General features: G+C 34.9%; 22 protein-coding genes and 1 other annotated feature. Of the genes, 21 read left to right on the plus strand and 1 reads right to left on the minus strand.

Annotated elements, in window-relative coordinates:
- Positions 1-7 precede the first annotated feature (7 nt).
- The 18 genes from rlmB to tuf all read left to right on the plus strand — a co-directional run bounded on the left by rlmB (position 8) and on the right by tuf (position 19,023).
- Entirely contained in the window at positions 8-754 is a 747-nt protein-coding gene (rlmB, locus tag IDG66_RS13125; RefSeq protein ID WP_000390332.1) for a 23S rRNA (guanosine(2251)-2'-O)-methyltransferase RlmB, read from the plus strand.
- On the plus strand, positions 754-1,278 hold the full coding sequence (locus IDG66_RS13130) for an NYN domain-containing protein (RefSeq protein ID WP_103143672.1): 525 nt from the start codon (positions 754-756) through the stop codon (positions 1,276-1,278). Before rlmB ends, IDG66_RS13130 begins: the two co-directional genes overlap by 1 nt.
- 80 nt (positions 1,279-1,358) lie before the next feature.
- A complete protein-coding gene (locus IDG66_RS13135; protein WP_000872877.1) occupies positions 1,359-1,928 on the plus strand; it encodes a sigma-70 family RNA polymerase sigma factor in 570 nt (189 codons plus the stop codon).
- A gap of 114 nt (positions 1,929-2,042) precedes the next feature.
- Positions 2,043-2,186 (plus strand): 50S ribosomal protein L33, encoded by a 144-nt coding sequence (gene rpmG, locus IDG66_RS13140; RefSeq protein ID WP_001788193.1) that lies wholly within the window; start codon positions 2,043-2,045, stop codon positions 2,184-2,186.
- A 55-nt stretch (positions 2,187-2,241) separates the two neighbouring features.
- Entirely contained in the window at positions 2,242-2,424 is a 183-nt protein-coding gene (gene secE, locus IDG66_RS13145) for a preprotein translocase subunit SecE (RefSeq protein WP_001074473.1), read from the plus strand.
- 12 nt (positions 2,425-2,436) lie between these two features.
- Entirely contained in the window at positions 2,437-2,985 is a 549-nt protein-coding gene (nusG, locus tag IDG66_RS13150; RefSeq protein ID WP_001288302.1) for a transcription termination/antitermination protein NusG, read from the plus strand.
- A 180-nt stretch (positions 2,986-3,165) separates the two neighbouring features.
- The gene (gene rplK, locus IDG66_RS13155; RefSeq protein ID WP_001085792.1) at positions 3,166-3,588 is read left to right on the plus strand and encodes a 50S ribosomal protein L11; all 423 of its coding nucleotides are present in this window, start codon (positions 3,166-3,168) and stop codon (positions 3,586-3,588) included.
- Positions 3,589-3,795: 207 nt separating this feature from the next.
- Positions 3,796-4,488 (plus strand): 50S ribosomal protein L1, encoded by a 693-nt coding sequence (gene rplA, locus IDG66_RS13160; RefSeq protein WP_001074619.1) that lies wholly within the window; start codon positions 3,796-3,798, stop codon positions 4,486-4,488.
- Positions 4,489-4,575: 87 nt separating this feature from the next.
- Positions 4,576-4,722, plus strand: a sequence feature (ribosomal protein L10 leader region).
- 37 nt (positions 4,723-4,759) lie between these two features.
- Entirely contained in the window at positions 4,760-5,260 is a 501-nt protein-coding gene (gene rplJ, locus IDG66_RS13165) for a 50S ribosomal protein L10 (protein WP_001273087.1), read from the plus strand.
- Positions 5,261-5,302: 42 nt separating this feature from the next.
- Entirely contained in the window at positions 5,303-5,671 is a 369-nt protein-coding gene (rplL, locus tag IDG66_RS13170; protein ID WP_001273586.1) for a 50S ribosomal protein L7/L12, read from the plus strand.
- Between the two features lie 174 nt (positions 5,672-5,845).
- On the plus strand, positions 5,846-6,454 hold the full coding sequence (locus IDG66_RS13175) for a class I SAM-dependent methyltransferase (protein ID WP_000020302.1): 609 nt from the start codon (positions 5,846-5,848) through the stop codon (positions 6,452-6,454).
- A gap of 214 nt (positions 6,455-6,668) precedes the next feature.
- Positions 6,669-10,220, plus strand: a complete 3,552-nt coding sequence (gene rpoB, locus IDG66_RS13180; RefSeq protein ID WP_000918667.1) for a DNA-directed RNA polymerase subunit beta — start codon at positions 6,669-6,671, stop codon at positions 10,218-10,220.
- 163 nt (positions 10,221-10,383) lie between these two features.
- The gene (rpoC, locus tag IDG66_RS13185; RefSeq protein WP_103143674.1) at positions 10,384-13,980 is read left to right on the plus strand and encodes a DNA-directed RNA polymerase subunit beta'; all 3,597 of its coding nucleotides are present in this window, start codon (positions 10,384-10,386) and stop codon (positions 13,978-13,980) included.
- A 136-nt stretch (positions 13,981-14,116) separates the two neighbouring features.
- Positions 14,117-14,371, plus strand: coding sequence for a ribosomal L7Ae/L30e/S12e/Gadd45 family protein (locus IDG66_RS13190; RefSeq protein ID WP_000031892.1), 255 nt, complete (start codon positions 14,117-14,119; stop codon positions 14,369-14,371).
- Positions 14,372-14,468: 97 nt separating this feature from the next.
- Positions 14,469-14,882: a 30S ribosomal protein S12 gene (gene rpsL, locus IDG66_RS13195; protein WP_001142337.1), complete on the plus strand. Its 414-nt coding sequence runs from the start codon at positions 14,469-14,471 to the stop codon at positions 14,880-14,882.
- A 65-nt stretch (positions 14,883-14,947) separates the two neighbouring features.
- Positions 14,948-15,418: a 30S ribosomal protein S7 gene (gene rpsG / locus IDG66_RS13200; protein ID WP_001137495.1), complete on the plus strand. Its 471-nt coding sequence runs from the start codon at positions 14,948-14,950 to the stop codon at positions 15,416-15,418.
- 122 nt (positions 15,419-15,540) lie between these two features.
- The gene (fusA, locus tag IDG66_RS13205; RefSeq protein ID WP_000090315.1) at positions 15,541-17,622 is read left to right on the plus strand and encodes an elongation factor G; all 2,082 of its coding nucleotides are present in this window, start codon (positions 15,541-15,543) and stop codon (positions 17,620-17,622) included.
- A 216-nt stretch (positions 17,623-17,838) separates the two neighbouring features.
- On the plus strand, positions 17,839-19,023 hold the full coding sequence (gene tuf, locus IDG66_RS13210) for an elongation factor Tu (protein WP_001040568.1): 1,185 nt from the start codon (positions 17,839-17,841) through the stop codon (positions 19,021-19,023).
- 281 nt (positions 19,024-19,304) lie between these two features.
- On the opposite strand, the gene IDG66_RS13215 is transcribed toward tuf, so the two are convergent.
- On the minus strand, positions 19,305-20,480 hold the full coding sequence (locus IDG66_RS13215; RefSeq protein WP_000887920.1) for a M20 family metallopeptidase: 1,176 nt from the start codon (positions 20,478-20,480) through the stop codon (positions 19,305-19,307).
- Between the two features lie 170 nt (positions 20,481-20,650).
- Between IDG66_RS13215 and IDG66_RS13220 the strand changes: the two genes are divergently transcribed.
- From IDG66_RS13220 to IDG66_RS13230, 3 genes are all read left to right on the plus strand, one after another.
- A complete protein-coding gene (locus IDG66_RS13220; protein ID WP_000250823.1) occupies positions 20,651-21,838 on the plus strand; it encodes a glycine C-acetyltransferase in 1,188 nt (395 codons plus the stop codon).
- 266 nt (positions 21,839-22,104) lie between these two features.
- Positions 22,105-22,983, plus strand: a complete 879-nt coding sequence (gene hchA / locus IDG66_RS13225; protein ID WP_000076405.1) for a glyoxalase III HchA — start codon at positions 22,105-22,107, stop codon at positions 22,981-22,983.
- Between the two features lie 158 nt (positions 22,984-23,141).
- Positions 23,142-24,779, plus strand: coding sequence for a ribulokinase (locus IDG66_RS13230; protein WP_000122337.1), 1,638 nt, complete (start codon positions 23,142-23,144; stop codon positions 24,777-24,779).
- Positions 24,780-24,986 lie beyond the last annotated feature (207 nt).

Raw genomic sequence — 24,986 nt, forward strand, 5'->3', positions numbered from 1 at the left:
TGACGATGTGGAAGATACGGTTATTGTTGGTAGGCATGCTGTTAGAGAAGCGATTATTACTGGGCATCCGATAAATAAGATATTGATTCAAGAAGGTATTAAAAAGCAACAAATTAATGAAATTTTAAAAAATGCAAAAGATCAAAAAATCATTGTTCAAACTGTACCAAAATCTAAATTAGATTTTTTAGCAAATGCACCACATCAGGGTGTTGCAGCGCTTATTGCACCATATGAATATGCTGACTTCGATCAATTTTTAAAACAGCAAAAAGAAAAAGAAGGTTTATCGACAGTACTTATATTAGACGGCTTAGAAGACCCGCATAACTTGGGATCAATTTTAAGAACAGCCGATGCAACGGGAGTTGATGGTGTTATTATTCCTAAACGTCGTTCAGTTACACTAACGCAAACAGTTGCAAAAGCCTCAACAGGTGCAATTGAACATGTACCAGTTATTCGAGTGACAAATTTAGCTAAAACTATCGATGAACTAAAAGATAATGGCTTTTGGGTAGCTGGCACTGAAGCTAATAATGCAACAGATTATAGAAATCTAGAAGCGGACATGTCATTGGCTATTGTAATTGGTAGCGAAGGACAGGGTATGAGTCGCCTAGTAAGTGATAAATGCGATTTTTATATTAAGATTCCAATGGTTGGACATGTAAACAGTTTGAATGCTTCGGTTGCAGCAAGTTTAATGATGTACGAAGTATTTCGAAAAAGACATGATGTTGGAGAAATATAATGAAAGAACGTTACTTAATCATTGATGGATACAATATGATAGGACAATCACCAACGCTAAGCGCCATTGCAAAAGAGAATTTAGAAGAAGCTAGAATGCAATTAATAGATGCAATTGCAAATTATAATGCAGTTATTTCAGATGAAATTATTTGTGTTTTCGATGCTTATGACCAATCGGGTGTTGAAAGAGAATACATGTATCATGGCGTTAAAACGATTTTTACCAAGGAAAAAGAAACAGCTGATAGTTTCATAGAACGTTATGTTTATGAACTTTATGACAAGCATACTAAGCATATTACAGTTGTAACAAGTGATATGAGTGAGCAACATGCTATCTTTGGATCAGGTGCATATAGAATATCATCTCGCGAAATGTGGAGAGATTTAAAAGAAAATGAAATTGATGTGAGTAAATCATTAGATGATATAAGTGAAAACAAGCCAAGAACTCGAATTCCGTTATCTTCTGAAATCCTTGTAGAATTTGAAAAAATACGAAGAGGACATCATAAGAAATGACATTTCCGTCATCTTGAAATTTTGAATGTAACAATATTAAACTAACCTTAAATTTTAGATAGAAGGGGTTAGTTTAATATTTGAAATACGATTTGACAACTCAAGACAGTACAATCAAACGTAACAATGCAATAAATGATAAAGACTTCGAAAAGTTAGTAATGGATCTACAACCATTAATTATTCGACGCATCAAAACATTTGGATTTAATCATTATGATTTAGAAGACTTATATCAAGAAATACTTATACGGATGTATAGGTCGGTCCAAACATTTGATTTTAGTGGAGAGCAGCCTTTCACAAATTATGTTCAATGTTTAATTACGTCTGTAAAGTATGATTATTTGAGAAAATATTTAGCTACAAATAAAAGAATGGATAATTTGATTAATGAATATAGAGTTACGTATCCATGTGCAATAAAGCGTTATGATGTTGAAAACAATTATTTGAATAAATTAGCAATTAAAGAGTTGATTCGTCAGTTTAAGTATTTGAGTGTATTTGAAAAAGATGTCATGTATTTAATGTGTGAACAATATAAGCCGAGAGAAATTGCTCAACTGATGCATGTAAAAGAGAAAGTGATTTATAATGCCATACAACGATGTAAAAATAAAATAAAACGTTATTTCAAAATGATTTGAAAAGCGCCTTAGGACGTGAATTGAATTAGAACGTGTTACTTACTGATGGTTTGACATTTGTTATAAATTTTATGTATAGTATACTGGTATTATAATGAATAAAGGTGAATTATTGTGAGAAAAATACCTTTAAATTGTGAAGCTTGTGGCAATAGAAATTATAATGTTCCTAAGCAAGAAGGCTCGGCAACAAGATTAACCTTAAAGAAATATTGTCCAAAATGTAACGCGCACACAATTCATAAAGAATCGAAATAAATACATTCGAAATAATACTTTGATAATATGTTCAAAGGATTTGGAGGTTGAGCAGATGGCTAAAAAAGAAAGTTTCTTTAAAGGCGTTAAGTCTGAAATGGAAAAAACAAGTTGGCCGACGAAAGAAGAGCTATTTAAATATACTGTAATTGTAGTTTCTACTGTTATATTCTTCTTAGTCTTTTTCTATGCCTTAGATTTAGGAATTACAGCATTGAAAAATTTATTATTTGGTTAGAGGAGTGAAGACATGTCTGAAGAAGTTGGCGCAAAGCGTTGGTATGCAGTGCATACATATTCTGGATATGAAAATAAAGTTAAAAAGAATTTAGAAAAAAGAGTAGAATCTATGAATATGACTGAACAAATCTTTAGAGTAGTCATACCGGAAGAAGAAGAAACTCAAGTAAAAGATGGCAAAGCTAAAACGACTGTTAAAAAAACATTCCCTGGATATGTTTTAGTGGAATTAATCATGACAGATGAATCATGGTATGTGGTAAGAAATACACCAGGTGTTACTGGTTTTGTAGGTTCTGCAGGTGCAGGGTCTAAGCCAAATCCATTGTTACCAGAAGAAGTTCGCTTCATCTTAAAACAAATGGGTCTTAAAGAAAAGACTATCGATGTTGAACTCGAAGTTGGCGAGCAAGTTCGTATTAAATCAGGTCCATTTGCGAATCAAGTTGGTGAAGTTCAAGAAATTGAAACAGATAAGTTTAAGCTAACAGTATTAGTAGATATGTTTGGCCGAGAAACACCAGTAGAAGTTGAATTCGATCAAATAGAAAAGCTTTAATTAACAATTAAAGTTATTAAACTAACCAAAAGATAAAAAAGAGTATTGATTTTTTAATTAGAAAAGTGTTAAAATTATGTGGTCGCGCTTTTAGAGCGCCCATTTCGTCACGAAATGTTAAGAGTGGGAGGGCAAAACTGAGCCCTGTGACCACATCACGATATCAAGGAGGTGCACATCGTGGCTAAAAAAGTAGATAAAGTTGTTAAATTACAAATTCCTGCAGGTAAAGCGAATCCAGCACCACCAGTTGGTCCAGCATTAGGTCAAGCAGGTGTGAACATCATGGGATTCTGTAAAGAGTTCAATGCACGTACTCAAGATCAAGCAGGTTTAATTATTCCGGTAGAAATCAGTGTTTATGAAGATCGTTCATTTACATTTATTACAAAAACTCCACCGGCTCCAGTATTACTTAAAAAAGCAGCTGGTATTGAAAAAGGTTCAGGCGAACCAAACAAAACTAAAGTTGCTACAGTAACTAAAGATCAAGTACGCGAAATTGCTAACAGCAAAATGCAAGACTTAAACGCTGCTGACGAAGAAGCAGCTATGCGTATTATCGAAGGTACTGCACGTAGTATGGGTATCGTTGTAGAATAATTTTACGAATATTAAATTTGATTACATGATTTAAACGATGAAGCAGATAACAGAGATAATAATGATGAATTATAAATATAATCTGAATGACTAGATTAATGATTGATTTATTCATAAGATTAATTCTTCTGTTGTCTGCTCTTAACTTGCATATAGCAAGTAATGTGGGAGGAAATTCCGCTAAAACCACTAAAGGAGGAACTATAAATGGCTAAAAAAGGTAAAAAGTATCAAGAAGCAGCTAGTAAAGTTGACCGTACTCAGCACTACAGTGTTGAAGAAGCAATTAAATTAGCTAAAGAAACAAGCATTGCTAACTTTGACGCTTCTGTTGAAGTTGCATTCCGTTTAGGAATTGATACACGTAAAAATGACCAACAAATCCGTGGTGCAGTTGTATTACCAAACGGAACTGGTAAATCACAAAGTGTATTAGTATTCGCTAAAGGTGACAAAATTGCTGAAGCTGAAGCAGCAGGTGCTGACTATGTAGGTGAAGCAGAATACGTTCAAAAAATCCAACAAGGTTGGTTCGACTTCGATGTAGTAGTTGCTACACCAGACATGATGGGTGAAGTTGGTAAATTAGGTCGTGTATTAGGACCAAAAGGTTTAATGCCAAACCCTAAAACTGGAACTGTAACAATGGATGTTAAAAAAGCTGTTGAAGAAATCAAAGCTGGTAAAGTAGAATATCGTGCTGAAAAAGCTGGTATCGTACATGCATCAATTGGTAAAGTTTCATTTACTGATGAACAATTAATTGAAAACTTCAATACTTTACAAGATGTATTAGCTAAAGCTAAACCATCATCTGCTAAAGGTACATACTTCAAATCTGTTGCTGTAACTACAACAATGGGTCCTGGAGTTAAAATTGATACTGCAAGTTTCAAATAATAAATAATATAAACAATTACAGGCTGAAAGAAATATCTTTCAGTCTGTAAAAATATATTGACAATAAGTAATTTCCAAGTTATATTACTTATTGTGATTATTTTACCTAAGACAGTAGGAGTTATTTATAACTTAAAATTTATCCTGCCGAGGCTAAAATTGACTTGAACGTGATGATCTATGATCTTTCAAGCACTTTTTGCCGTGGGTAGAAAGTGCTTTTTTTATTAATTTTAAAAAAAGCACCAAAAATTTAAATGGAGGTGTCTGAATGTCTGCTATCATTGAAGCTAAAAAACAACTAGTTGATGAAATTGCTGAGGTACTATCAAATTCAGTTTCAACAGTAATCGTTGACTACCGTGGATTAACAGTAGCTGAAGTTACTGACTTACGTTCACAATTACGTGAAGCTGGTGTTGAGTATAAAGTATACAAAAACACTATGGTACGTCGTGCAGCTGAAAAAGCTGGTATCGAAGGCTTAGATGAATTCTTAACAGGTCCTACTGCTATTGCAACTTCAAGTGAAGATGCTGTAGCTGCAGCGAAAGTAATTTCTGGATTTGCTAAAGATCATGAAGCATTAGAAATTAAATCAGGCGTTATGGAAGGCAATGTTATTACAGCAGAAGAAGTTAAAACTGTTGGTTCATTACCTTCACACGATGGTCTTGTATCTATGCTTTTATCAGTATTACAAGCTCCTGTACGCAACTTCGCTTATGCGGTTAAAGCTATTGGAGAACAAAAAGAAGAAAGCGCTGAATAATTTTTAGCGTAAAAAAATTAAAAATAATGGAGGAATTATAAAATGGCTAATCATGAACAAATCATTGAAGCGATTAAAGAAATGTCAGTATTAGAATTAAACGACTTAGTAAAAGCAATTGAAGAAGAATTTGGTGTAACTGCAGCTGCTCCAGTAGCAGTAGCAGGTGCAGCTGGTGGCGCTGACGCTGCAGCAGAAAAAACTGAATTTGACGTTGAGTTAACTTCAGCTGGTTCATCTAAAATCAAAGTTGTTAAAGCTGTTAAAGAAGCAACTGGTTTAGGATTAAAAGATGCTAAAGAATTAGTAGACGGAGCTCCTAAAGTAATCAAAGAAGCTTTACCTAAAGAAGAAGCTGAAAAACTTAAAGAACAATTAGAAGAAGTTGGAGCTACTGTAGAATTAAAATAATTCAAGTATCTTAAACTTAATAATCAAAGTTTTATAGCAAGTATTGCTATAATATAATGATTCTTTGAGAAGTTAAAACCCCGTTATTTTGATAACGGGGTTTTATTCATTTAAAGACTGAGTGAAATGTTATAATTATAATGACGAGTTACAAAGTGAAGATGAGGTGGAATAATGAGTCATTATTACGATGAAGATCCAAGTGTAATTAGCAATGAACAACGTATTCAATATCAATTAAACCATCATAAAATTGATTTAATAACTGATAATGGAGTGTTTTCGAAAGATAAAGTAGATTATGGTTCAGATGTTCTTGTTCAAACTTTTTTAAAAGCGCATCCACCTGGTCCAAGTAAGCGAATTGCCGATGTTGGTTGTGGTTACGGACCAATTGGTTTGATGATTGCTAAAGTATCACCACATCATTCAATTACAATGCTAGATGTTAATCACAGAGCGCTAGCCTTAGTTGAAAAAAACAAAAAAATAAATGGTATTGATAATGCGATCGTAAAGGAAAGTGATGCTTTGTCTGCTGTGGAAGACAAAAGTTTTGATTTTATTTTAACCAATCCACCAATAAGAGCAGGGAAAGAAACCGTGCATCGTATATTCGAGCAAGCATTACATAGATTAGACTCGAACGGTGAACTATTCGTTGTAATTCAGAAGAAGCAAGGTATGCCATCTGCAAAGAAAAGAATGAATGAACTTTTTGGAAATGTAGAAGTGGTAAATAAAGATAAAGGATATTACATTCTGAGAAGTATAAAAGCTTGAAATGAAATGGATATTCTGTTATAGTTATATAATGTAAAAATTTATGTTCAATAAGTGTGTACTTTTACGTTAAATAGATAAGTTAATTAAGAATAAATATAGAATCGAAAATGGTGTCATCATTAGTGTTGCCGTTTTCTTTTTGTCTTTTTATTAATATGCTTATGGTATTTAGCTAAAAGCGGATCACATAATTTTTGAGGGGTGAATCTGTTTGGCAGGTCAAGTTGTCCAATATGGAAGACATCGTAAACGTAGAAACTACGCGAGAATTTCAGAAGTATTAGAATTACCAAACTTAATAGAAATTCAAACTAAATCTTACGAGTGGTTCCTAAGAGAAGGTTTAATCGAAATGTTTAGAGACATTTCTCCAATTGAAGATTTTACTGGTAATTTGTCATTAGAGTTTGTGGATTACCGTTTAGGAGAACCAAAATATGATTTAGAAGAATCTAAAAACCGTGACGCTACTTATGCTGCACCTCTTCGTGTAAAAGTGCGTCTAATCATTAAAGAAACAGGAGAAGTTAAAGAACAAGAAGTCTTTATGGGTGATTTCCCATTAATGACTGATACAGGTACGTTCGTTATCAATGGTGCAGAACGTGTAATCGTATCTCAATTAGTTCGTTCACCATCCGTTTATTTCAATGAAAAAATCGACAAAAATGGTCGTGAAAACTATGATGCAACAATTATTCCAAACCGTGGTGCATGGTTAGAATATGAAACAGATGCTAAAGATGTTGTATACGTACGTATTGATAGAACACGTAAACTACCATTAACAGTATTGTTACGTGCATTAGGTTTCTCAAGCGACCAAGAAATTGTTGACCTTTTAGGTGACAATGAATATTTACGTAATACTTTAGAGAAAGACGGCACTGAAAACACTGAACAAGCGTTATTAGAAATCTATGAACGTTTACGTCCAGGTGAACCACCAACTGTTGAAAATGCTAAAAGTCTATTGTATTCACGTTTCTTTGATCCAAAACGCTATGACTTAGCAAGCGTGGGTCGTTATAAAACAAACAAAAAATTACATTTAAAACATCGTTTATTTAATCAAAAATTAGCTGAGCCAATTGTAAATACTGAAACTGGTGAAATTGTAGTTGAAGAAGGTACAGTGCTTGATCGTCGTAAAATCGACGAAATCATGGATGTACTTGAATCAAATGCAAACAGCGAAGTGTTTGAATTGCATGGTAGCGTTATAGACGAGCCAGTAGAAATTCAATCAATTAAAGTATATGTTCCTAACGATGATGAAGGTCGTACGACAACTGTAATTGGTAATGCTTTCCCTGACTCAGAAGTTAAATGCATTACACCAGCAGATATCATTGCTTCAATGAGTTACTTCTTTAACTTATTAAGCGGTATTGGATATACAGATGATATTGACCATTTAGGTAACCGTCGTTTACGTTCTGTAGGTGAATTACTACAAAACCAATTCCGTATCGGTTTATCAAGAATGGAAAGAGTTGTACGTGAAAGAATGTCAATTCAAGATACTGAGTCTATCACACCTCAACAATTAATTAATATTCGACCTGTTATTGCATCTATTAAAGAATTCTTTGGTAGCTCTCAATTATCACAATTCATGGACCAAGCAAATCCATTAGCTGAGTTAACGCATAAACGTCGTCTATCAGCATTAGGACCTGGTGGTTTAACACGTGAACGTGCTCAAATGGAAGTACGTGACGTTCACTACTCTCACTATGGCCGTATGTGTCCAATTGAAACACCTGAGGGACCAAACATTGGATTGATTAACTCATTATCAAGTTATGCACGTGTAAATGAATTCGGCTTTATTGAAACACCATATCGTAAAGTTGATTTAGATACACATGCTATCACTGATCAAATTGACTATTTAACAGCTGACGAAGAAGATAGCTATGTTGTAGCACAAGCAAACTCTAAATTAGATGAAAATGGTCGTTTCATGGATGATGAAGTTGTATGTCGTTTCCGTGGTAACAACACAGTTATGGCTAAAGAAAAAATGGATTATATGGATGTATCGCCGAAGCAAGTTGTTTCAGCAGCGACAGCATGTATTCCATTCTTAGAAAATGATGACTCAAACCGTGCATTGATGGGTGCGAACATGCAACGTCAAGCAGTGCCTTTGATGAATCCAGAAGCACCATTTGTTGGTACAGGTATGGAACACGTTGCAGCACGTGATTCTGGTGCAGCTATTACAGCTAAGCACAGAGGTCGTGTTGAACATGTTGAATCTAATGAAATTCTTGTACGTCGTCTAGTTGAAGAGAACGGCGTTGAGCATGAAGGTGAATTAGATCGCTATCCATTAGCTAAATTTAAACGTTCAAACTCAGGTACATGTTACAACCAACGTCCAATCGTTGCAGTTGGAGATGTTGTTGAGTATAACGAGATTTTAGCAGATGGACCATCTATGGAATTAGGAGAAATGGCATTAGGTAGAAACGTAGTAGTTGGTTTCATGACTTGGGACGGTTACAACTATGAGGATGCCGTTATCATGAGTGAAAGACTTGTGAAAGATGACGTGTATACTTCTATTCATATTGAAGAGTATGAATCAGAAGCACGTGATACTAAGTTAGGACCTGAAGAAATCACAAGAGATATTCCTAATGTTTCTGAAAGTGCACTTAAGAACTTAGACGATCGTGGTATCGTTTATATTGGTGCAGAAGTAAAAGATGGAGATATTTTAGTTGGTAAAGTAACGCCTAAAGGTGTAACTGAGTTAACTGCCGAAGAAAGATTGTTACATGCAATCTTTGGTGAAAAAGCACGTGAAGTTAGAGATACTTCATTACGTGTACCTCACGGCGCTGGCGGTATCGTTCTTGATGTAAAAGTATTCAATCGCGAAGAAGGCGACGATACATTATCACCTGGTGTAAACCAATTAGTACGTGTATACATCGTTCAAAAACGTAAAATTCATGTTGGTGATAAGATGTGTGGTCGACATGGTAACAAAGGTGTCATTTCTAAGATTGTTCCTGAAGAAGATATGCCTTACTTACCAGACGGACGTCCGATCGATATCATGTTAAACCCTCTTGGTGTACCATCTCGTATGAACATCGGACAAGTATTAGAGCTACACTTAGGTATGGCTGCTAAAAATCTTGGTATTCACGTTGCATCACCAGTATTTGACGGCGCAAACGATGACGATGTATGGTCAACAATTGAAGAAGCTGGTATGGCTCGTGATGGTAAAACTGTACTTTATGATGGACGTACAGGTGAACCATTCGATAACCGTATTTCAGTAGGTGTAATGTACATGTTGAAACTTGCGCACATGGTTGATGATAAATTACATGCGCGTTCAACAGGACCATATTCACTTGTTACACAACAACCACTTGGAGGTAAAGCGCAATTCGGTGGACAACGTTTCGGTGAGATGGAGGTATGGGCACTTGAAGCATATGGTGCTGCATACACATTACAAGAAATCTTAACTTACAAATCCGATGATACAGTAGGACGTGTGAAAACATACGAGGCTATTGTTAAAGGTGAAAACATCTCTAGACCAAGTGTTCCAGAATCATTCCGAGTATTGATGAAAGAATTACAAAGTTTAGGTTTAGATGTAAAAGTTATGGATGAGCAAGATAATGAAATCGAAATGACAGACGTTGATGACGATGATGTTGTAGAACGTAAAGTAGATTTACAACAAAATGATGCTCCTGAAACACAAAAAGAAGTTACTGATTAATACGCAATTTACAAAACAGGCAAAAAGATACTAAGCTGAATTTTATTGATGATTCAGTTTAGTACTTTAAGCCATTTTAAATAAATGCAAATCAATCAAATAGCACAGCTAATCTAAATTGAAGGAGGTAGGCTCCTTGATTGATGTAAATAATTTCCATTATATGAAAATAGGATTGGCTTCACCTGAAAAAATCCGTTCTTGGTCTTTTGGTGAAGTTAAAAAACCTGAAACAATCAACTACCGTACATTAAAACCTGAAAAAGATGGTCTATTCTGTGAAAGGATTTTCGGACCTACAAAAGACTGGGAATGTAGTTGTGGTAAATACAAACGTGTTCGCTACAAAGGCATGGTCTGTGACAGATGTGGAGTTGAAGTAACTAAATCTAAAGTACGTCGTGAAAGAATGGGTCACATTGAACTTGCTGCTCCAGTTTCTCACATTTGGTATTTCAAAGGTATACCAAGCCGTATGGGATTATTACTTGACATGTCACCAAGAGCATTAGAAGAAGTTATTTACTTTGCTTCTTATGTTGTTGTAGATCCAGGTCCAACTGGTTTAGAAAAGAAAACTTTATTATCTGAAGCTGAATTCAGAGATTATTATGATAAATACCCAGGTCAATTCGTTGCAAAAATGGGTGCAGAAGGTATTAAAGATTTACTTGAAGAGATTGATCTTGACGAAGAACTTAAATTGTTACGCGATGAGTTGGAATCAGCTACTGGTCAAAGACTTACTCGTGCAATTAAACGTTTAGAAGTTGTTGAATCATTCCGTAATTCAGGTAACAAACCTTCATGGATGATTTTAGATGTACTTCCAATCATCCCACCAGAAATTCGTCCAATGGTTCAATTAGATGGTGGACGATTTGCAACAAGTGACTTAAACGATTTATACCGTCGTGTAATTAATCGAAATAATCGTTTGAAACGTTTATTAGATTTAGGTGCACCTGGTATCATCGTTCAAAACGAAAAACGTATGTTACAAGAAGCCGTTGACGCTTTAATTGATAATGGTCGTCGTGGTCGTCCAGTTACTGGCCCAGGTAACCGTCCATTAAAATCTTTATCTCATATGTTAAAAGGTAAACAAGGTCGTTTCCGTCAAAACTTACTTGGTAAACGTGTTGACTATTCAGGACGTTCAGTTATTGCAGTAGGTCCAAGCTTGAAAATGTACCAATGTGGTTTACCAAAAGAAATGGCACTTGAACTATTTAAACCATTCGTAATGAAAGAATTAGTTCAACGTGAAATTGCAACTAACATTAAAAATGCGAAGAGTAAAATCGAACGCATGGATGATGAAGTTTGGGACGTATTGGAAGAAGTAATTAGAGAACATCCTGTATTACTTAACCGTGCACCAACACTTCATAGACTTGGTATTCAAGCATTTGAACCAACTTTAGTTGAAGGTCGTGCGATTCGTCTACATCCACTTGTAACAACAGCTTATAACGCTGACTTTGACGGTGACCAAATGGCGGTTCACGTTCCTTTATCAAAAGAGGCACAAGCTGAAGCAAGAATGTTGATGTTAGCAGCACAAAACATCTTGAACCCTAAAGATGGTAAACCTGTAGTTACACCATCACAAGATATGGTACTTGGTAACTATTACCTTACTTTAGAAAGAAAAGATGCAGTAAATACAGGCGCAATCTTTAATAATACAAATGAAGTATTAAAAGCATATGCAAATGGCTTTATACATTTACACACTAGAATTGGTGTACATGCAAGTTCGTTCAATAATCCAACATTTACTGAAGAACAAAACAAAAAGATTCTTGCTACGTCAGTAGGTAAAATTATATTCAATGAAATCATTCCAGATTCATTTGCTTATATTAATGAACCTACGCAAGAAAACTTAGAAAGAAAGACACCAAACAGATATTTCATCGATCCTACAACTTTAGGTGAAGGTGGATTAAAAGAATACTTTGAAAATGAAGAATTAATTGAACCTTTCAACAAAAAATTCTTAGGTAATATTATTGCAGAAGTATTCAACAGATTTAGCATCACTGATACATCAATGATGTTAGACCGTATGAAAGACTTAGGATTCAAATTCTCATCTAAAGCTGGTATTACAGTAGGTGTTGCTGATATCGTAGTATTACCTGATAAGCAACAAATACTTGATGAGCATGAAAAATTAGTCGACAGAATTACAAAACAATTCAACCGTGGTTTAATCACTGAAGAAGAAAGATATAATGCAGTTGTTGAAATTTGGACAGATGCAAAAGATCAAATTCAAGGTGAATTGATGCAATCACTTGATAAAACTAACCCAATCTTCATGATGAGTGATTCAGGTGCCCGTGGTAACGCATCTAACTTTACACAGTTAGCAGGTATGCGTGGATTGATGGCCGCACCATCTGGTAAGATTATCGAATTACCAATCACATCTTCATTCCGTGAAGGTTTAACAGTACTTGAATACTTCATCTCAACTCACGGTGCACGTAAAGGTCTTGCCGATACAGCACTTAAAACAGCTGACTCAGGATATCTTACTCGTCGTCTTGTTGACGTGGCACAAGATGTTATTGTTCGTGAAGAAGACTGTGGTACTGATAGAGGTTTATTAGTTTCTGATATTAAAGAAGGTACAGAAATGATTGAACCATTTATCGAACGTATTGAAGGTCGTTATTCTAAAGAAACAATTCGTCATCCTGAAACTGATGAAATAATCATTCGTCCTGATGAATTAATTACACCTGAAATTGCTAAGAAAATTACAGATGCTGGTATTGAACAAATGTATATTCGCTCAGCATTTACTTGTAACGCACGACATGGTGTTTGTGAAAAATGTTACGGTAAAAACCTTGCTACTGGTGAAAAAGTTGAAGTTGGTGAAGCAGTTGGTACAATTGCAGCCCAATCTATCGGTGAACCAGGTACACAGCTTACAATGCGTACATTCCATACAGGTGGGGTAGCAGGTAGCGATATCACACAAGGTCTTCCTCGTATTCAAGAGATTTTCGAAGCACGTAACCCTAAAGGTCAAGCGGTAATTACGGAAATCGAAGGTGTCGTAGAAGATATTAAATTAGCAAAAGATAGACAACAAGAAATTGTTGTTAAAGGTGCTAATGAAACAAGATCATACCTTGCTTCAGGTACTTCAAGAATTATTGTAGAAATCGGTCAACCAGTTCAACGTGGTGAAGTATTAACTGAAGGTTCTATTGAACCTAAGAATTACTTATCTGTTGCTGGATTAAACGCGACTGAAAGCTACTTATTAAAAGAAGTACAAAAAGTTTACCGTATGCAAGGTGTAGAAATCGACGATAAACACGTTGAGGTTATGGTTCGACAAATGTTACGTAAAGTTAGAATTATCGAAGCAGGTGATACGAAGTTATTACCAGGTTCATTAGTTGATATTCATAACTTTACAGATGCAAATAGAGAAGCATTTAAACACCGTAAGCGTCCTGCAACAGCTAAACCAGTATTACTTGGTATTACTAAAGCATCACTTGAAACAGAAAGTTTCTTATCTGCAGCATCATTCCAAGAAACAACAAGAGTTCTTACAGATGCAGCAATTAAAGGTAAGCGTGATGACTTATTAGGTCTTAAAGAAAACGTAATTATTGGTAAGTTAATTCCAGCTGGTACTGGTATGAGACGTTATAGCGACGTAAAATACGAAAAAACAGCTAAACCAGTTGCAGAAGTTGAATCTCAAACTGAAGTAACGGAATAACAAGTATATAACAGAGGCTAATGCTTTAGCCTCTTGTTATTTTTATGTAAATTATTTGATTTAATGTTGACGAATTCTCTTGTTCAATGTTAATATATTAAAGGTTGATGCAAGCAGAACTTTGGAGGATAAATTATTGTCTAAGGAAAAAGTTGCACGCTTTAACAAACAACATTTTGTAGTTGGTCTTAAAGAAACGCTTAAAGCGTTAAAGAAAGATCAAGTTACATCTTTGATTATTGCTGAAGACGTTGAAGTATATTTAATGACTCGCGTGTTAAGCCAAATCAATCAGAAAAATATACCTGTATCTTTTTTCAAAAGCAAACATGCTTTGGGTAAACATGTAGGTATTAACGTCAATGCGACAATAGTAGCATTGATTAAATGAGAATTAGTAAGTGTTTTACTTACTAAATTTTATTTAACCTAAAAATGAACCACCTGGATGTGTGGGATTAAAAAGTGAAGAGAGGAGGACATATCACATGCCAACTATTAACCAATTAGTACGTAAACCAAGACAAAGCAAAATCAAAAAATCAGATTCTCCAGCTTTAAATAAAGGTTTCAACAGTAAAAAGAAAAAATTTACTGACTTAAACTCACCACAAAAACGTGGTGTATGTACTCGTGTAGGTACAATGACACCTAAAAAACCTAACTCAGCGTTACGTAAATATGCACGTGTGCGTTTATCAAACAACATCGAAATTAACGCATACATCCCTGGTATCGGCCATAACTTACAAGAACACAGTGTTGTACTTGTACGTGGTGGACGTGTAAAAGACTTACCAGGTGTGCGTTACCATATTGTACGTGGAGCACTTGATACTTCAGGTGTTGACGGACGTAGACAAGGTCGTTCATTATACGGAACTAAGAAACCTAAAAACTAAGAATTTAGTTTTTAATTAAATCTTAAACTTAAAATATTTAATATAAGGAAGGGAGGATTTACATTATGCCTCGTAAAGGATCAGTACCTAAAAGAGACGTATTACCAGATCCAATTCATAACTCTAAGTTAGTAACTAAATTAATTAACAAAATTATGTTAGATGGTAAACGTGGAACAGCACAAAGAATTCTTTATTCAGCATTCGACCTAGTTGAACAACGCAGTGGTCGTGATGCATTAGAAGTATTCGAAGAAGCAATCAACAACATTATGCCAGTATTAGAAGTTAAAGCTCGTCGTGTAGGTGGTTCTAACTATCAAGTACCAGTAGAAGTTCGTCCAGAGCGTCGTACTACTTTAGGTTTACGTTGGTTAGTTAACTATGCACGTCTTCGTGGTGAAAAAACGATGGAAGATCGTTTAGCTAACGAAATTTTAGATGCAGCAAATAATACAGGTGGTGCCGTTAAGAAACGTGAGGACACTCACAAAATGGCTGAAGCAAACAAAGCATTTGCTCACTACCGTTGGTAAGATAAAAGCTTTTACCCTGAGTGTGTTCTATATTAATGAATTTTCATTAAGCGTTCATGCTTAGGGCATCGCCATATCTATCGTATTTATTCAGTAATATAAACTGGAAGGAGAAAAAATACATGGCTAGAGAATTTTCATTAGAAAAAACTCGTAATATCGGTATCATGGCTCACATTGATGCTGGTAAAACGACTACGACTGAACGTATTCTTTATTACACTGGCCGTATCCACAAAATTGGTGAAACACACGAAGGTGCTTCACAAATGGACTGGATGGAGCAAGAACAAGACCGTGGTATTACTATCACATCTGCTGCAACAACAGCAGCTTGGGAAGGTCACCGTGTAAACATTATCGATACACCTGGACACGTAGACTTCACTGTAGAAGTTGAACGTTCATTACGTGTACTTGACGGAGCAGTTACAGTACTTGATGCACAATCAGGTGTTGAACCTCAAACTGAAACAGTTTGGCGTCAGGCTACAACTTATGGTGTTCCACGTATCGTATTTGTAAACAAAATGGACAAATTAGGTGCTAACTTCGAATACTCTGTAAGTACATTACATGATCGTTTACAAGCTAACGCTGCTCCAATCCAATTACCAATTGGTGCGGAAGACGAATTCGAAGCAATCATTGACTTAGTTGAAATGAAATGTTTCAAATATACAAATGATTTAGGTACTGAAATTGAAGAAATTGAAATTCCTGAAGACCACTTAGATAGAGCTGAAGAAGCTCGTGCTAGCTTAATCGAAGCAGTTGCAGAAACTAGCGACGAATTAATGGAAAAATATCTTGGTGACGAAGAAATTTCAGTTTCTGAATTAAAAGAAGCTATCCGCCAAGCTACTACTAACGTAGAATTCTACCCAGTACTTTGTGGTACAGCTTTCAAAAACAAAGGTGTTCAATTAATGCTTGACGCTGTAATTGATTACTTACCTTCACCACTAGACGTTAAACCAATTATTGGTCACCGTGCTAGCAACCCTGAAGAAGAAGTAATCGCGAAAGCAGACGATTCAGCTGAATTCGCTGCATTAGCGTTCAAAGTTATGACTGACCCTTATGTTGGTAAATTGACATTCTTCCGTGTGTATTCAGGTACAATGACATCTGGTTCATACGTTAAGAACTCTACTAAAGGTAAACGTGAACGTGTAGGTCGTTTATTACAAATGCACGCTAACTCACGTCAAGAAATCGATACTGTATACTCTGGAGATATCGCTGCTGCGGTAGGTCTTAAAGATACAGGTACTGGTGATACTTTATGTGGTGAGAAAAATGACATTATCTTGGAATCAATGGAATTCCCTGAGCCAGTTATTCACTTATCAGTAGAGCCAAAATCTAAAGCTGACCAAGATAAAATGACTCAAGCTTTAGTTAAATTACAAGAAGAAGACCCAACATTCCATGCACACACTGACGAAGAAACTGGACAAGTTATCATCGGTGGTATGGGTGAGCTTCACTTAGACATCTTAGTAGACCGTATGAAGAAAGAATTCAACGTTGAATGTAACGTAGGTGCTCCAATGGTTTCATATCGTGAAACATTCAAATCATCTGCACAAGTTCAAGGTAAATTCTCTCGTCAATCTGGCGGTCGTGGTCAATACGGTGATGTTCACATTGAATTCACACCAAACGAAACAGGCGCAGGTTTCGAATTCGAAAACGCTATCGTTGGTGGTGTAGTTCCTCGTGAATACATTCCATCAGTAGAAGCTGGTCTTAAAGATGCTATGGAAAATGGTGTCTTAGCAGGTTATCCTTTAATTGATGTTAAAGCTAAATTATATGATGGTTCATACCATGATGTCGATTCATCTGAAATGGCCTTCAAAATTGCTGCATCATTAGCACTTAAAGAAGCTGCTAAAAAATGTGATCCTGTAATCTTAGAACCAATGATGAAAGTAACTATTGAAATGCCTGAAGAGTACATGGGTGATATCATGGGTGACGTAACATCTCGTCGTGGACGTGTTGATGGTATGGAACCTCGTGGTAATGCACAAGTTGTTAATGCTTATGTACCACTTTCAGAAATGTTCGGTTATGCAACATCATTACGTTCAAACACTCAAGGTCGCGGTACTTACACTATGTACTTCGATCACTATGCTGAAGTTCCAAAATCAATCGCTGAAGATATTATCAAGAAAAATAAAGGTGAATAATATAACTTGTTTTGACTAGCTAGCCTAGGTTAAAATACAAGGTGAGCTTAAATGTAAGCTATCATCTTTATAGTTTGATTTTTTGGGGTGAATGCATTATAAAAGAATTGTAAAATTCTTTTTGCATCGCTATAAATAATTTCTCATGATGGTGAGAAACTATCATGAGAGATAAATTTAAATATTATTTTTAATTAGAATAGGAGAGATTTTATAATGGCAAAAGAAAAATTCGATCGTTCTAAAGAACATGCCAATATCGGTACTATCGGTCACGTTGACCATGGTAAAACAACATTAACAGCAGCAATCGCTACTGTATTAGCAAAAAATGGTGACTCAGTTGCACAATCATATGACATGATTGACAACGCTCCAGAAGAAAAAGAACGTGGTATCACAATCAATACTTCTCACATTGAGTACCAAACTGACAAACGTCACTACGCTCACGTTGACTGCCCAGGACACGCTGACTACGTTAAAAACATGATCACTGGTGCTGCTCAAATGGACGGCGGTATCTTAGTAGTATCTGCTGCTGACGGTCCAATGCCACAAACTCGTGAACACATTCTTTTATCACGTAACGTTGGTGTACCAGCATTAGTAGTATTCTTAAACAAAGTTGACATGGTTGACGATGAAGAATTATTAGAATTAGTAGAAATGGAAGTTCGTGACTTATTAAGCGAATATGACTTCCCAGGTGACGATGTACCTGTAATCGCTGGTTCAGCATTAAAAGCTTTAGAAGGCGATGCTCAATACGAAGAAAAAATCTTAGAATTAATGGAAGCTGTAGATACTTACATTCCAACTCCAGAACGTGATTCTGACAAACCATTCATGATGCCAGTTGAGGACGTATTCTCAATCACTGGTCGTGGTACTGTTGCTACAGGCCGTGTTGAACGTGGTCAAATCAAAGTTGGTGAAGAAGTTGAAATCATCGGTTTACATGACACATCTAAAACAACTGTTACAGGTGTTGAAATGTTCCGTAAATTATTAGACTACGCTGAAGCTGGTGACAACATTGGTGCATTATTACGTGGTGTTGCTCGTGAAGACGTACAACGTGGTCAAGTATTAGCTGCTCCTGGTTCAATTACACCACATACTGAATTCAAAGCAGAAGTATACGTATTATCAAAAGACGAAGGTGGACGTCACACTCCATTCTTCTCAAACTATCGTCCACAATTCTATTTCCGTACTACTGACGTAACTGGTGTTGTTCACTTACCAGAAGGTACTGAAATGGTAATGCCTGGTGATAACGTTGAAATGACAGTAGAATTAATCGCTCCAATCGCGATTGAAGACGGTACTCGTTTCTCAATCCGTGAAGGTGGACGTACTGTAGGATCAGGCGTTGTTACTGAAATCATTAAATAATTTCTAATTTCTTAGATTTTATATAAAAAGAAGATCCCTCAATCGAGGGGTCTTTTTTTAATGTGTAAATTTTGTAATGGCTATTCGATTTAGAAGAACAATAATTGATGAAAGACTGACTAATAAAACTTATAACTGATAATACTGTTTAAATAAAATTGTTGAGTCTTGGACATTGTAAAATGCTCCCTTCAAAGTTTTCATTTTTTCAATGTCTACTTTGAAGGGAGCATTTCATTAGTTTATGTCTCAGATTCATATCTTTCAATTAATTTAAATGCTTAATTTGTTTTAAATACTTGCTCTAATTCAATGATTTTTAAAAATACAGCTACAGCGTATTTTAATGATTTTTCATCAATATCAAATTTGGGATTATGGTGTGGCGCTGTAATACCTTTACTTTCATTACCACAACCAGTCAGAAAGAATGCACCTGGTCGTACTTTCAAATAATGTGAAAAATCTTCTCCAATCATCATTAAATCTGATTCATTAAAGCGTACATGTAAGTCATTTGTTGCTTCTTTAATAACTTGATATGCTTTCTCGTTATTATGGACAGGCAAATACCCTTTAATATAATTCAAATCATAGTTAATATCATTTGCTATTGCTAAACCTTGTAAAAGCTTATCCATTTTGTCCATTACATGATTCTGTATATCTGAATCGAAAGTTCTAACTGTACCTTTACAAAATGCTTGATCAGGAATAACGCTATCTGTGGTGCCTGCTTGAATCATTCCAAATGAAAGTACAGCTTGTTTAACTGGATCGATCGTACGTGAAATTATTTTTTGTGCACTTAAAATGAACTCTGCCATGATTACTATTGGGTCAATGGTTTCATGAGGTTTGGCACCATGACCGCCACGACCTTTAATTGTGACACTAAATTCATCTGGAGAGGCCATGATTGCCCCCGCACGTGAATGAATAGTTCCAGTAGGATAACCACTCCATAAATGTGTACCGTAAATTCTATCTACATTTTCCAGACATCCAGCATCTATCATTTCTTGAGAACCACCTGGCATGATTTCTTCACCGTACTGGAATATTAATACAACATTACCTTCTAATAAATGTTTATGTTCATCTAAAATCTCTGCTACAGTAAGTAAAATTGCTGTATGACCATCATGCCCACACGCATGCATACATCCTGGATTTTTAGACTTATAAGGCACATCGTTTAATTCCTCGACAGGTAACGCATCAAAGTCAGCTCTTAATGCAATGGTAGGTCCTGTGCCCAAGCCTTTAAATGTGGCTTTGATACCATTGCGGCCGATAGGAGTTTCAATATCACAAGATAACTGGCTTAATTGGTTAACAATATAATCATGTGTTTGAAATTCTTCAAAAGATAACTCAGGGTATTGGTGTAAATAACGTCTGAGTTGAATTGTTTTATTTTCTTTATTATTTGCTAGTTGGAACCAATCTAACACCCTTATCACTACTTTCTAAAATAATGTTTATAGTATAACATTTTATGAAATTATCGTACTAAATGATTGCTTTGAGATATTTTATCTATGAATGATAAGGCTTTCAAGTTATGTAGAATTACTGTATGATAAAGGTATTACCAAACAATACTTAAGGGGGATTATATACTGTGGTTCAATCATTACATGAGTTTTTAGAGGAAAATATAAATTATCTAAAAGAAAATGGTTTGTATAATGAAATAGATACAATTGAAGGTGCAAACGGACCAGAAATCAAAATCAATGGGAAATCATACATTAACTTATCTTCAAATAATTATTTAGGACTAGCAACAAATGAAGATTTGAAATCAGCTGCAAAAGCAGCTATTGATACACATGGAGTAGGTGCAGGCGCTGTTCGTACAATCAATGGTACATTAGATTTACACGACGAATTAGAAGAAACACTAGCAAAATTTAAAGGAACAGAAGCTGCAATAGCTTATCAATCAGGATTTAATTGTAATATGGCTGCTATTTCAGCTGTCATGAATAAAAATGATGCTATTTTATCAGATGAGCTTAATCATGCATCAATTATTGATGGATGTCGCTTATCTAAAGCTAAAATTATTCGAGTTAACCATTCAGACATGGATGATTTACGTGCGAAAGCAAAAGAAGCAGTTGAATCAGGTCAATACAATAAAGTGATGTATATCACTGATGGCGTTTTTAGTATGGATGGTGATGTGGCTAAATTACCTGAAATTGTAGAAATTGCAGAAGAATTTGGTTTATTAACTTATGTAGACGACGCTCATGGTTCAGGTGTTATGGGTAAAGGCGCTGGTACGGTTAAACATTTTGGTTTACAAGATAAAATCGATTTCCAAATAGGTACGCTTTCTAAAGCAATTGGTGTCGTTGGCGGTTATGTAGCAGGTACAAAAGAGTTAATAGATTGGTTAAAAGCACAATCACGACCATTCTTATTCTCTACATCATTAGCACCTGGGGATACCAAAGCAATAACTGAAGCAGTTAAAAAGTTAATGGATTCAACTGAATTACATGATAAATTATGGGACAATGCACAATATTTAAAAAATGGATTGTCAAAATTAGGATATGATACAGGTGAGTCAGAAACTCCAATTACACCAGTAATTATTGGTGATGAAAAAACAACTCAAGAATTTAGTAAGCGTTTAAAAGACGAAGGTGTCTATGTGAAATCTATCGTTTTCCCAACAGTACCAAGAGGTACAGGACGTGTAAGAAATATGCCTACAGCTGCACATACAAAAGACATGTTAGATGAAGCAATTGCGGCTTATGAAAAAGTAGGAAAAGAAATGAAGTTGATTTAATATTTATTTATTCCCACGGCAAATATTGTCGTGGGCTTTTTTTAAATGTTTAGTTTATTAACAGTAAGTTCTTATAACAATGTTTAGTGCTCCCAAAAATTAAAGTTTTAATTTTAAAAGCATCTTGTAAAATTTAGTTGTATTTTTTTCAAAGAAATTCATTTTGATTATTTTTGATAATGAGCATTTTAATAGTAATACATGTTTATAGTGTGTAGTATATGTCTATACTAGTAGTAACTATATAGAGAAAGTAGGAATAAACTATGTCACAAGATGTAAATGAATTAAGTAAGCAACCAACGCCAGATAAAGCAGAAGATAACGCATTTTTCCCATCACCATATTCCCTTAGTCAATATACAGCACCTAAAACAGATTTTGATGGTGTTGAACACAAAGGTGCCTATAAAGATGGTAAATGGAAAGTATTGATGATTGCTGCTGAAGAGAGATATGTATTATTGGAAAATGGAAAAATGTTCTCTACGGGTAATCATCCTGTTGAAATGTTATTACCTTTACATCATTTAATGGAAGCAGGTTTTGACGTTGATGTTGCGACATTATCTGGTTATCCAGTTAAATTAGAATTATGGGCTATGCCAACTGAAGACGAGGCAGTTATAAGTACTTATAATAAATTGAAAGAAAAATTAAAACAGCCAAAAAAATTAGCAGATGTGATTAAAAATGAATTAGGACCTGATTCAGATTATTTATCTGTCTTTATCCCAGGCGGACATGCTGCAGTTGTTGGTATTTCTGAAAGTGAGGATGTTCAACAAACATTAGATTGGGCATTAGACAATGACCGCTTTATAGTTACATTATGTCATGGACCAGCAGCACTACTTTCAGCAGGGCTTAACAGAGAAAAATCTACATTAGAAGGATACTCTGTTTGTGTCTTCCCTGACTCATTAGATGAAGGTGCAAATATTGAAATAGGTTATTTACCTGGACGCTTGAAATGGTTAGTTGCTGATTTATTAACTAAACAAGGATTAAAAGTAGTTAACGACGATATGACAGGAAGAACGTTAAAAGATCGTAAATTATTAACAGGTGACAGTCCTTTAGCTTCAAATGAGTTAGGAAAATTAGCAGTTAATGAAATGTTAAATGCAATACAAAATAAATAATTAAATATTAATTAGAGGAGCCTCATATGTAAATGTATGAGGGCTCTTTTTTTTGGCAAAATTTAAGTGATACTTGTAAAATAGAACCTATTATGAGTATGATTTAAGAAAACGCTTGCAAAACTAATAACCGCAACTAGCGATATGGAGGAAACATGATGTCTTATAGCATTGGAATTGATTATGGAACAGCTTCAGGCCGTGTGTTTTTAATTAATACAACTAACGGTCAAGTAGTATCAAAATTTGTGAAACCATATACACATGGTGTCATTGAAAGTGAATTAAATGGTTTGAAAATACCACATACATATGCACTTCAAAATAGTAATGATTATTTAGAAATTATGGAAGAAGGAATATCATATATAGTACGTGAATCAAAAATAGATCCAGACAATATAGTAGGTATTGGTATAGACTTTACTTCATCTACTATTATTTTTACTGACGAAAATCTTAACCCGGTACATAATTTAAAACAATTTAAAAACAATCCACATGCGTATGTGAAACTTTGGAAACATCATGGTGCATATAAAGAAGCAGAGAAATTATATCAAACTGCTATTGAAAATAATAATAAGTGGTTAGGCCATTATGGATATAATGTTAGTAGTGAATGGATGATTCCCAAAATAATGGAAGTCATGAATCGAGCACCAGAAATTATGGAAAAAACGGCTTATATTATGGAAGCGGGCGATTGGATTGTAAATAAATTAACTAATAAAAATATACGCTCGAATTGTGGATTAGGTTTCAAAGCATTTTGGGAAGAAGAAACAGGGTTTCATTATGATTTATTTGATAAAATAGACCCCAAATTATCAAAAGTAATTCAAGATAAAGTATCTGCACCGGTTGTTAATATTGGTGAAGCAGTAGGGAAACTGGATGATAAAATGGCACAGAAATTAGGATTATCAAAAGAGACTATGGTAAGTCCTTTTATTATTGATGCCCATGCTAGTTTATTAGGTATTGGGTCTGAAAAAGATAAAGAAATGACTATGGTGATGGGAACAAGCACATGCCATCTTATGTTAAATGAAAAGCAACATCAAGTGCCAGGTATATCAGGTTCTGTAAAAGGAGCAATTATTCCAGAATTATTTGCTTATGAAGCGGGGCAATCAGCAGTAGGTGATTTGTTTGAGTATGTCGCTAAGCAAGCACCAAAGTCATATGTAGATGAAGCAGCAAATAGAAATATGACTGTATTTGAATTAATGAATGAAAAGATAAAACATCAAATGCCAGGTGAAAGTGGGCTCATTGCTCTTGATTGGCATAATGGAAATCGAAGTGTATTAAGTGATAGCAATTTAACAGGTTGTATCTTTGGATTAACTTTACAAACTAAGCATGAAGATATTTATAGAGCATATTTAGAAGCTACAGCATTTGGTACTAAGATGATTATGCAACAGTATCAAGATTGGCATATGGAAGTAGAAAAGGTATTTGCATGTGGCGGTATACCTAAAAAGAATGCTGTTATGATGGATATCTATGCGAATGTACTGAATAAAAAACTAATTGTTATGGATAGTGAGTATGCACCAGCAATAGGCGCAGCAATATTAGGTGCAGTCAGTGGTGGCGCACATAATTCAATTAATGATGCAGTTGATGCTATGAAAGAGCCAATTTTATACGAAATTAATCCAGAAGCGGAAAAAGTACAAAGGTATGAAACATTATTTAAAGCTTATAAGGCTTTACATGATATCCATGGTTATAAAAAAGCTAATATAATGAAAGATATCCAGAGTTTAAGAGTTGAGGGATAAAAAATTTAATTTGACAGTAATTAGCAATAATAAACGCTATAAATTACTAAAATCAATTAATACAACTAGAATTTCCATTTACAGAAATATCAGCAACATGTACATGTCATATATACAAGAAAGCGCTTTTATATTATAATTATTATGAAAATGAATATTATGTCCGCTTGTGATGGACTATAGCTATATAGAAGAGACAAAGGAGAT

This window comes from Staphylococcus sp. EG-SA-18 (genome assembly GCF_017151825.1).
GTDB lineage: Bacteria > Bacillota > Bacilli > Staphylococcales > Staphylococcaceae > Staphylococcus > Staphylococcus aureus.

Bases quoted from the DNA above. Each gene is read 5' to 3' on its own strand.
- IDG66_RS13130 (WP_103143672.1), top strand. From the start codon at position 754: ATGAAAGAACGTTACTTAATCATTGATGGATACAATATGATAGGACAA.
- secE (WP_001074473.1), top strand. From the start codon at position 2,242: ATGGCTAAAAAAGAAAGTTTCTTTAAAGGCGTTAAGTCTGAAATGGAA.
- nusG (WP_001288302.1), top strand. From the start codon at position 2,437: ATGTCTGAAGAAGTTGGCGCAAAGCGTTGGTATGCAGTGCATACATAT.
- rplA (WP_001074619.1), top strand. From the start codon at position 3,796: ATGGCTAAAAAAGGTAAAAAGTATCAAGAAGCAGCTAGTAAAGTTGAC.
- rplJ (WP_001273087.1), top strand. From the start codon at position 4,760: ATGTCTGCTATCATTGAAGCTAAAAAACAACTAGTTGATGAAATTGCT.
- rplL (WP_001273586.1), top strand. From the start codon at position 5,303: ATGGCTAATCATGAACAAATCATTGAAGCGATTAAAGAAATGTCAGTA.
- IDG66_RS13175 (WP_000020302.1), top strand. From the start codon at position 5,846: ATGAGTCATTATTACGATGAAGATCCAAGTGTAATTAGCAATGAACAA.
- rpoC (WP_103143674.1), top strand. From the start codon at position 10,384: ATGAAAATAGGATTGGCTTCACCTGAAAAAATCCGTTCTTGGTCTTTT.
- rpsL (WP_001142337.1), top strand. From the start codon at position 14,469: ATGCCAACTATTAACCAATTAGTACGTAAACCAAGACAAAGCAAAATC.
- rpsG (WP_001137495.1), top strand. From the start codon at position 14,948: ATGCCTCGTAAAGGATCAGTACCTAAAAGAGACGTATTACCAGATCCA.
- fusA (WP_000090315.1), top strand. From the start codon at position 15,541: ATGGCTAGAGAATTTTCATTAGAAAAAACTCGTAATATCGGTATCATG.
- tuf (WP_001040568.1), top strand. From the start codon at position 17,839: ATGGCAAAAGAAAAATTCGATCGTTCTAAAGAACATGCCAATATCGGT.
- hchA (WP_000076405.1), top strand. From the start codon at position 22,105: ATGTCACAAGATGTAAATGAATTAAGTAAGCAACCAACGCCAGATAAA.
- IDG66_RS13230 (WP_000122337.1), top strand. From the start codon at position 23,142: ATGTCTTATAGCATTGGAATTGATTATGGAACAGCTTCAGGCCGTGTG.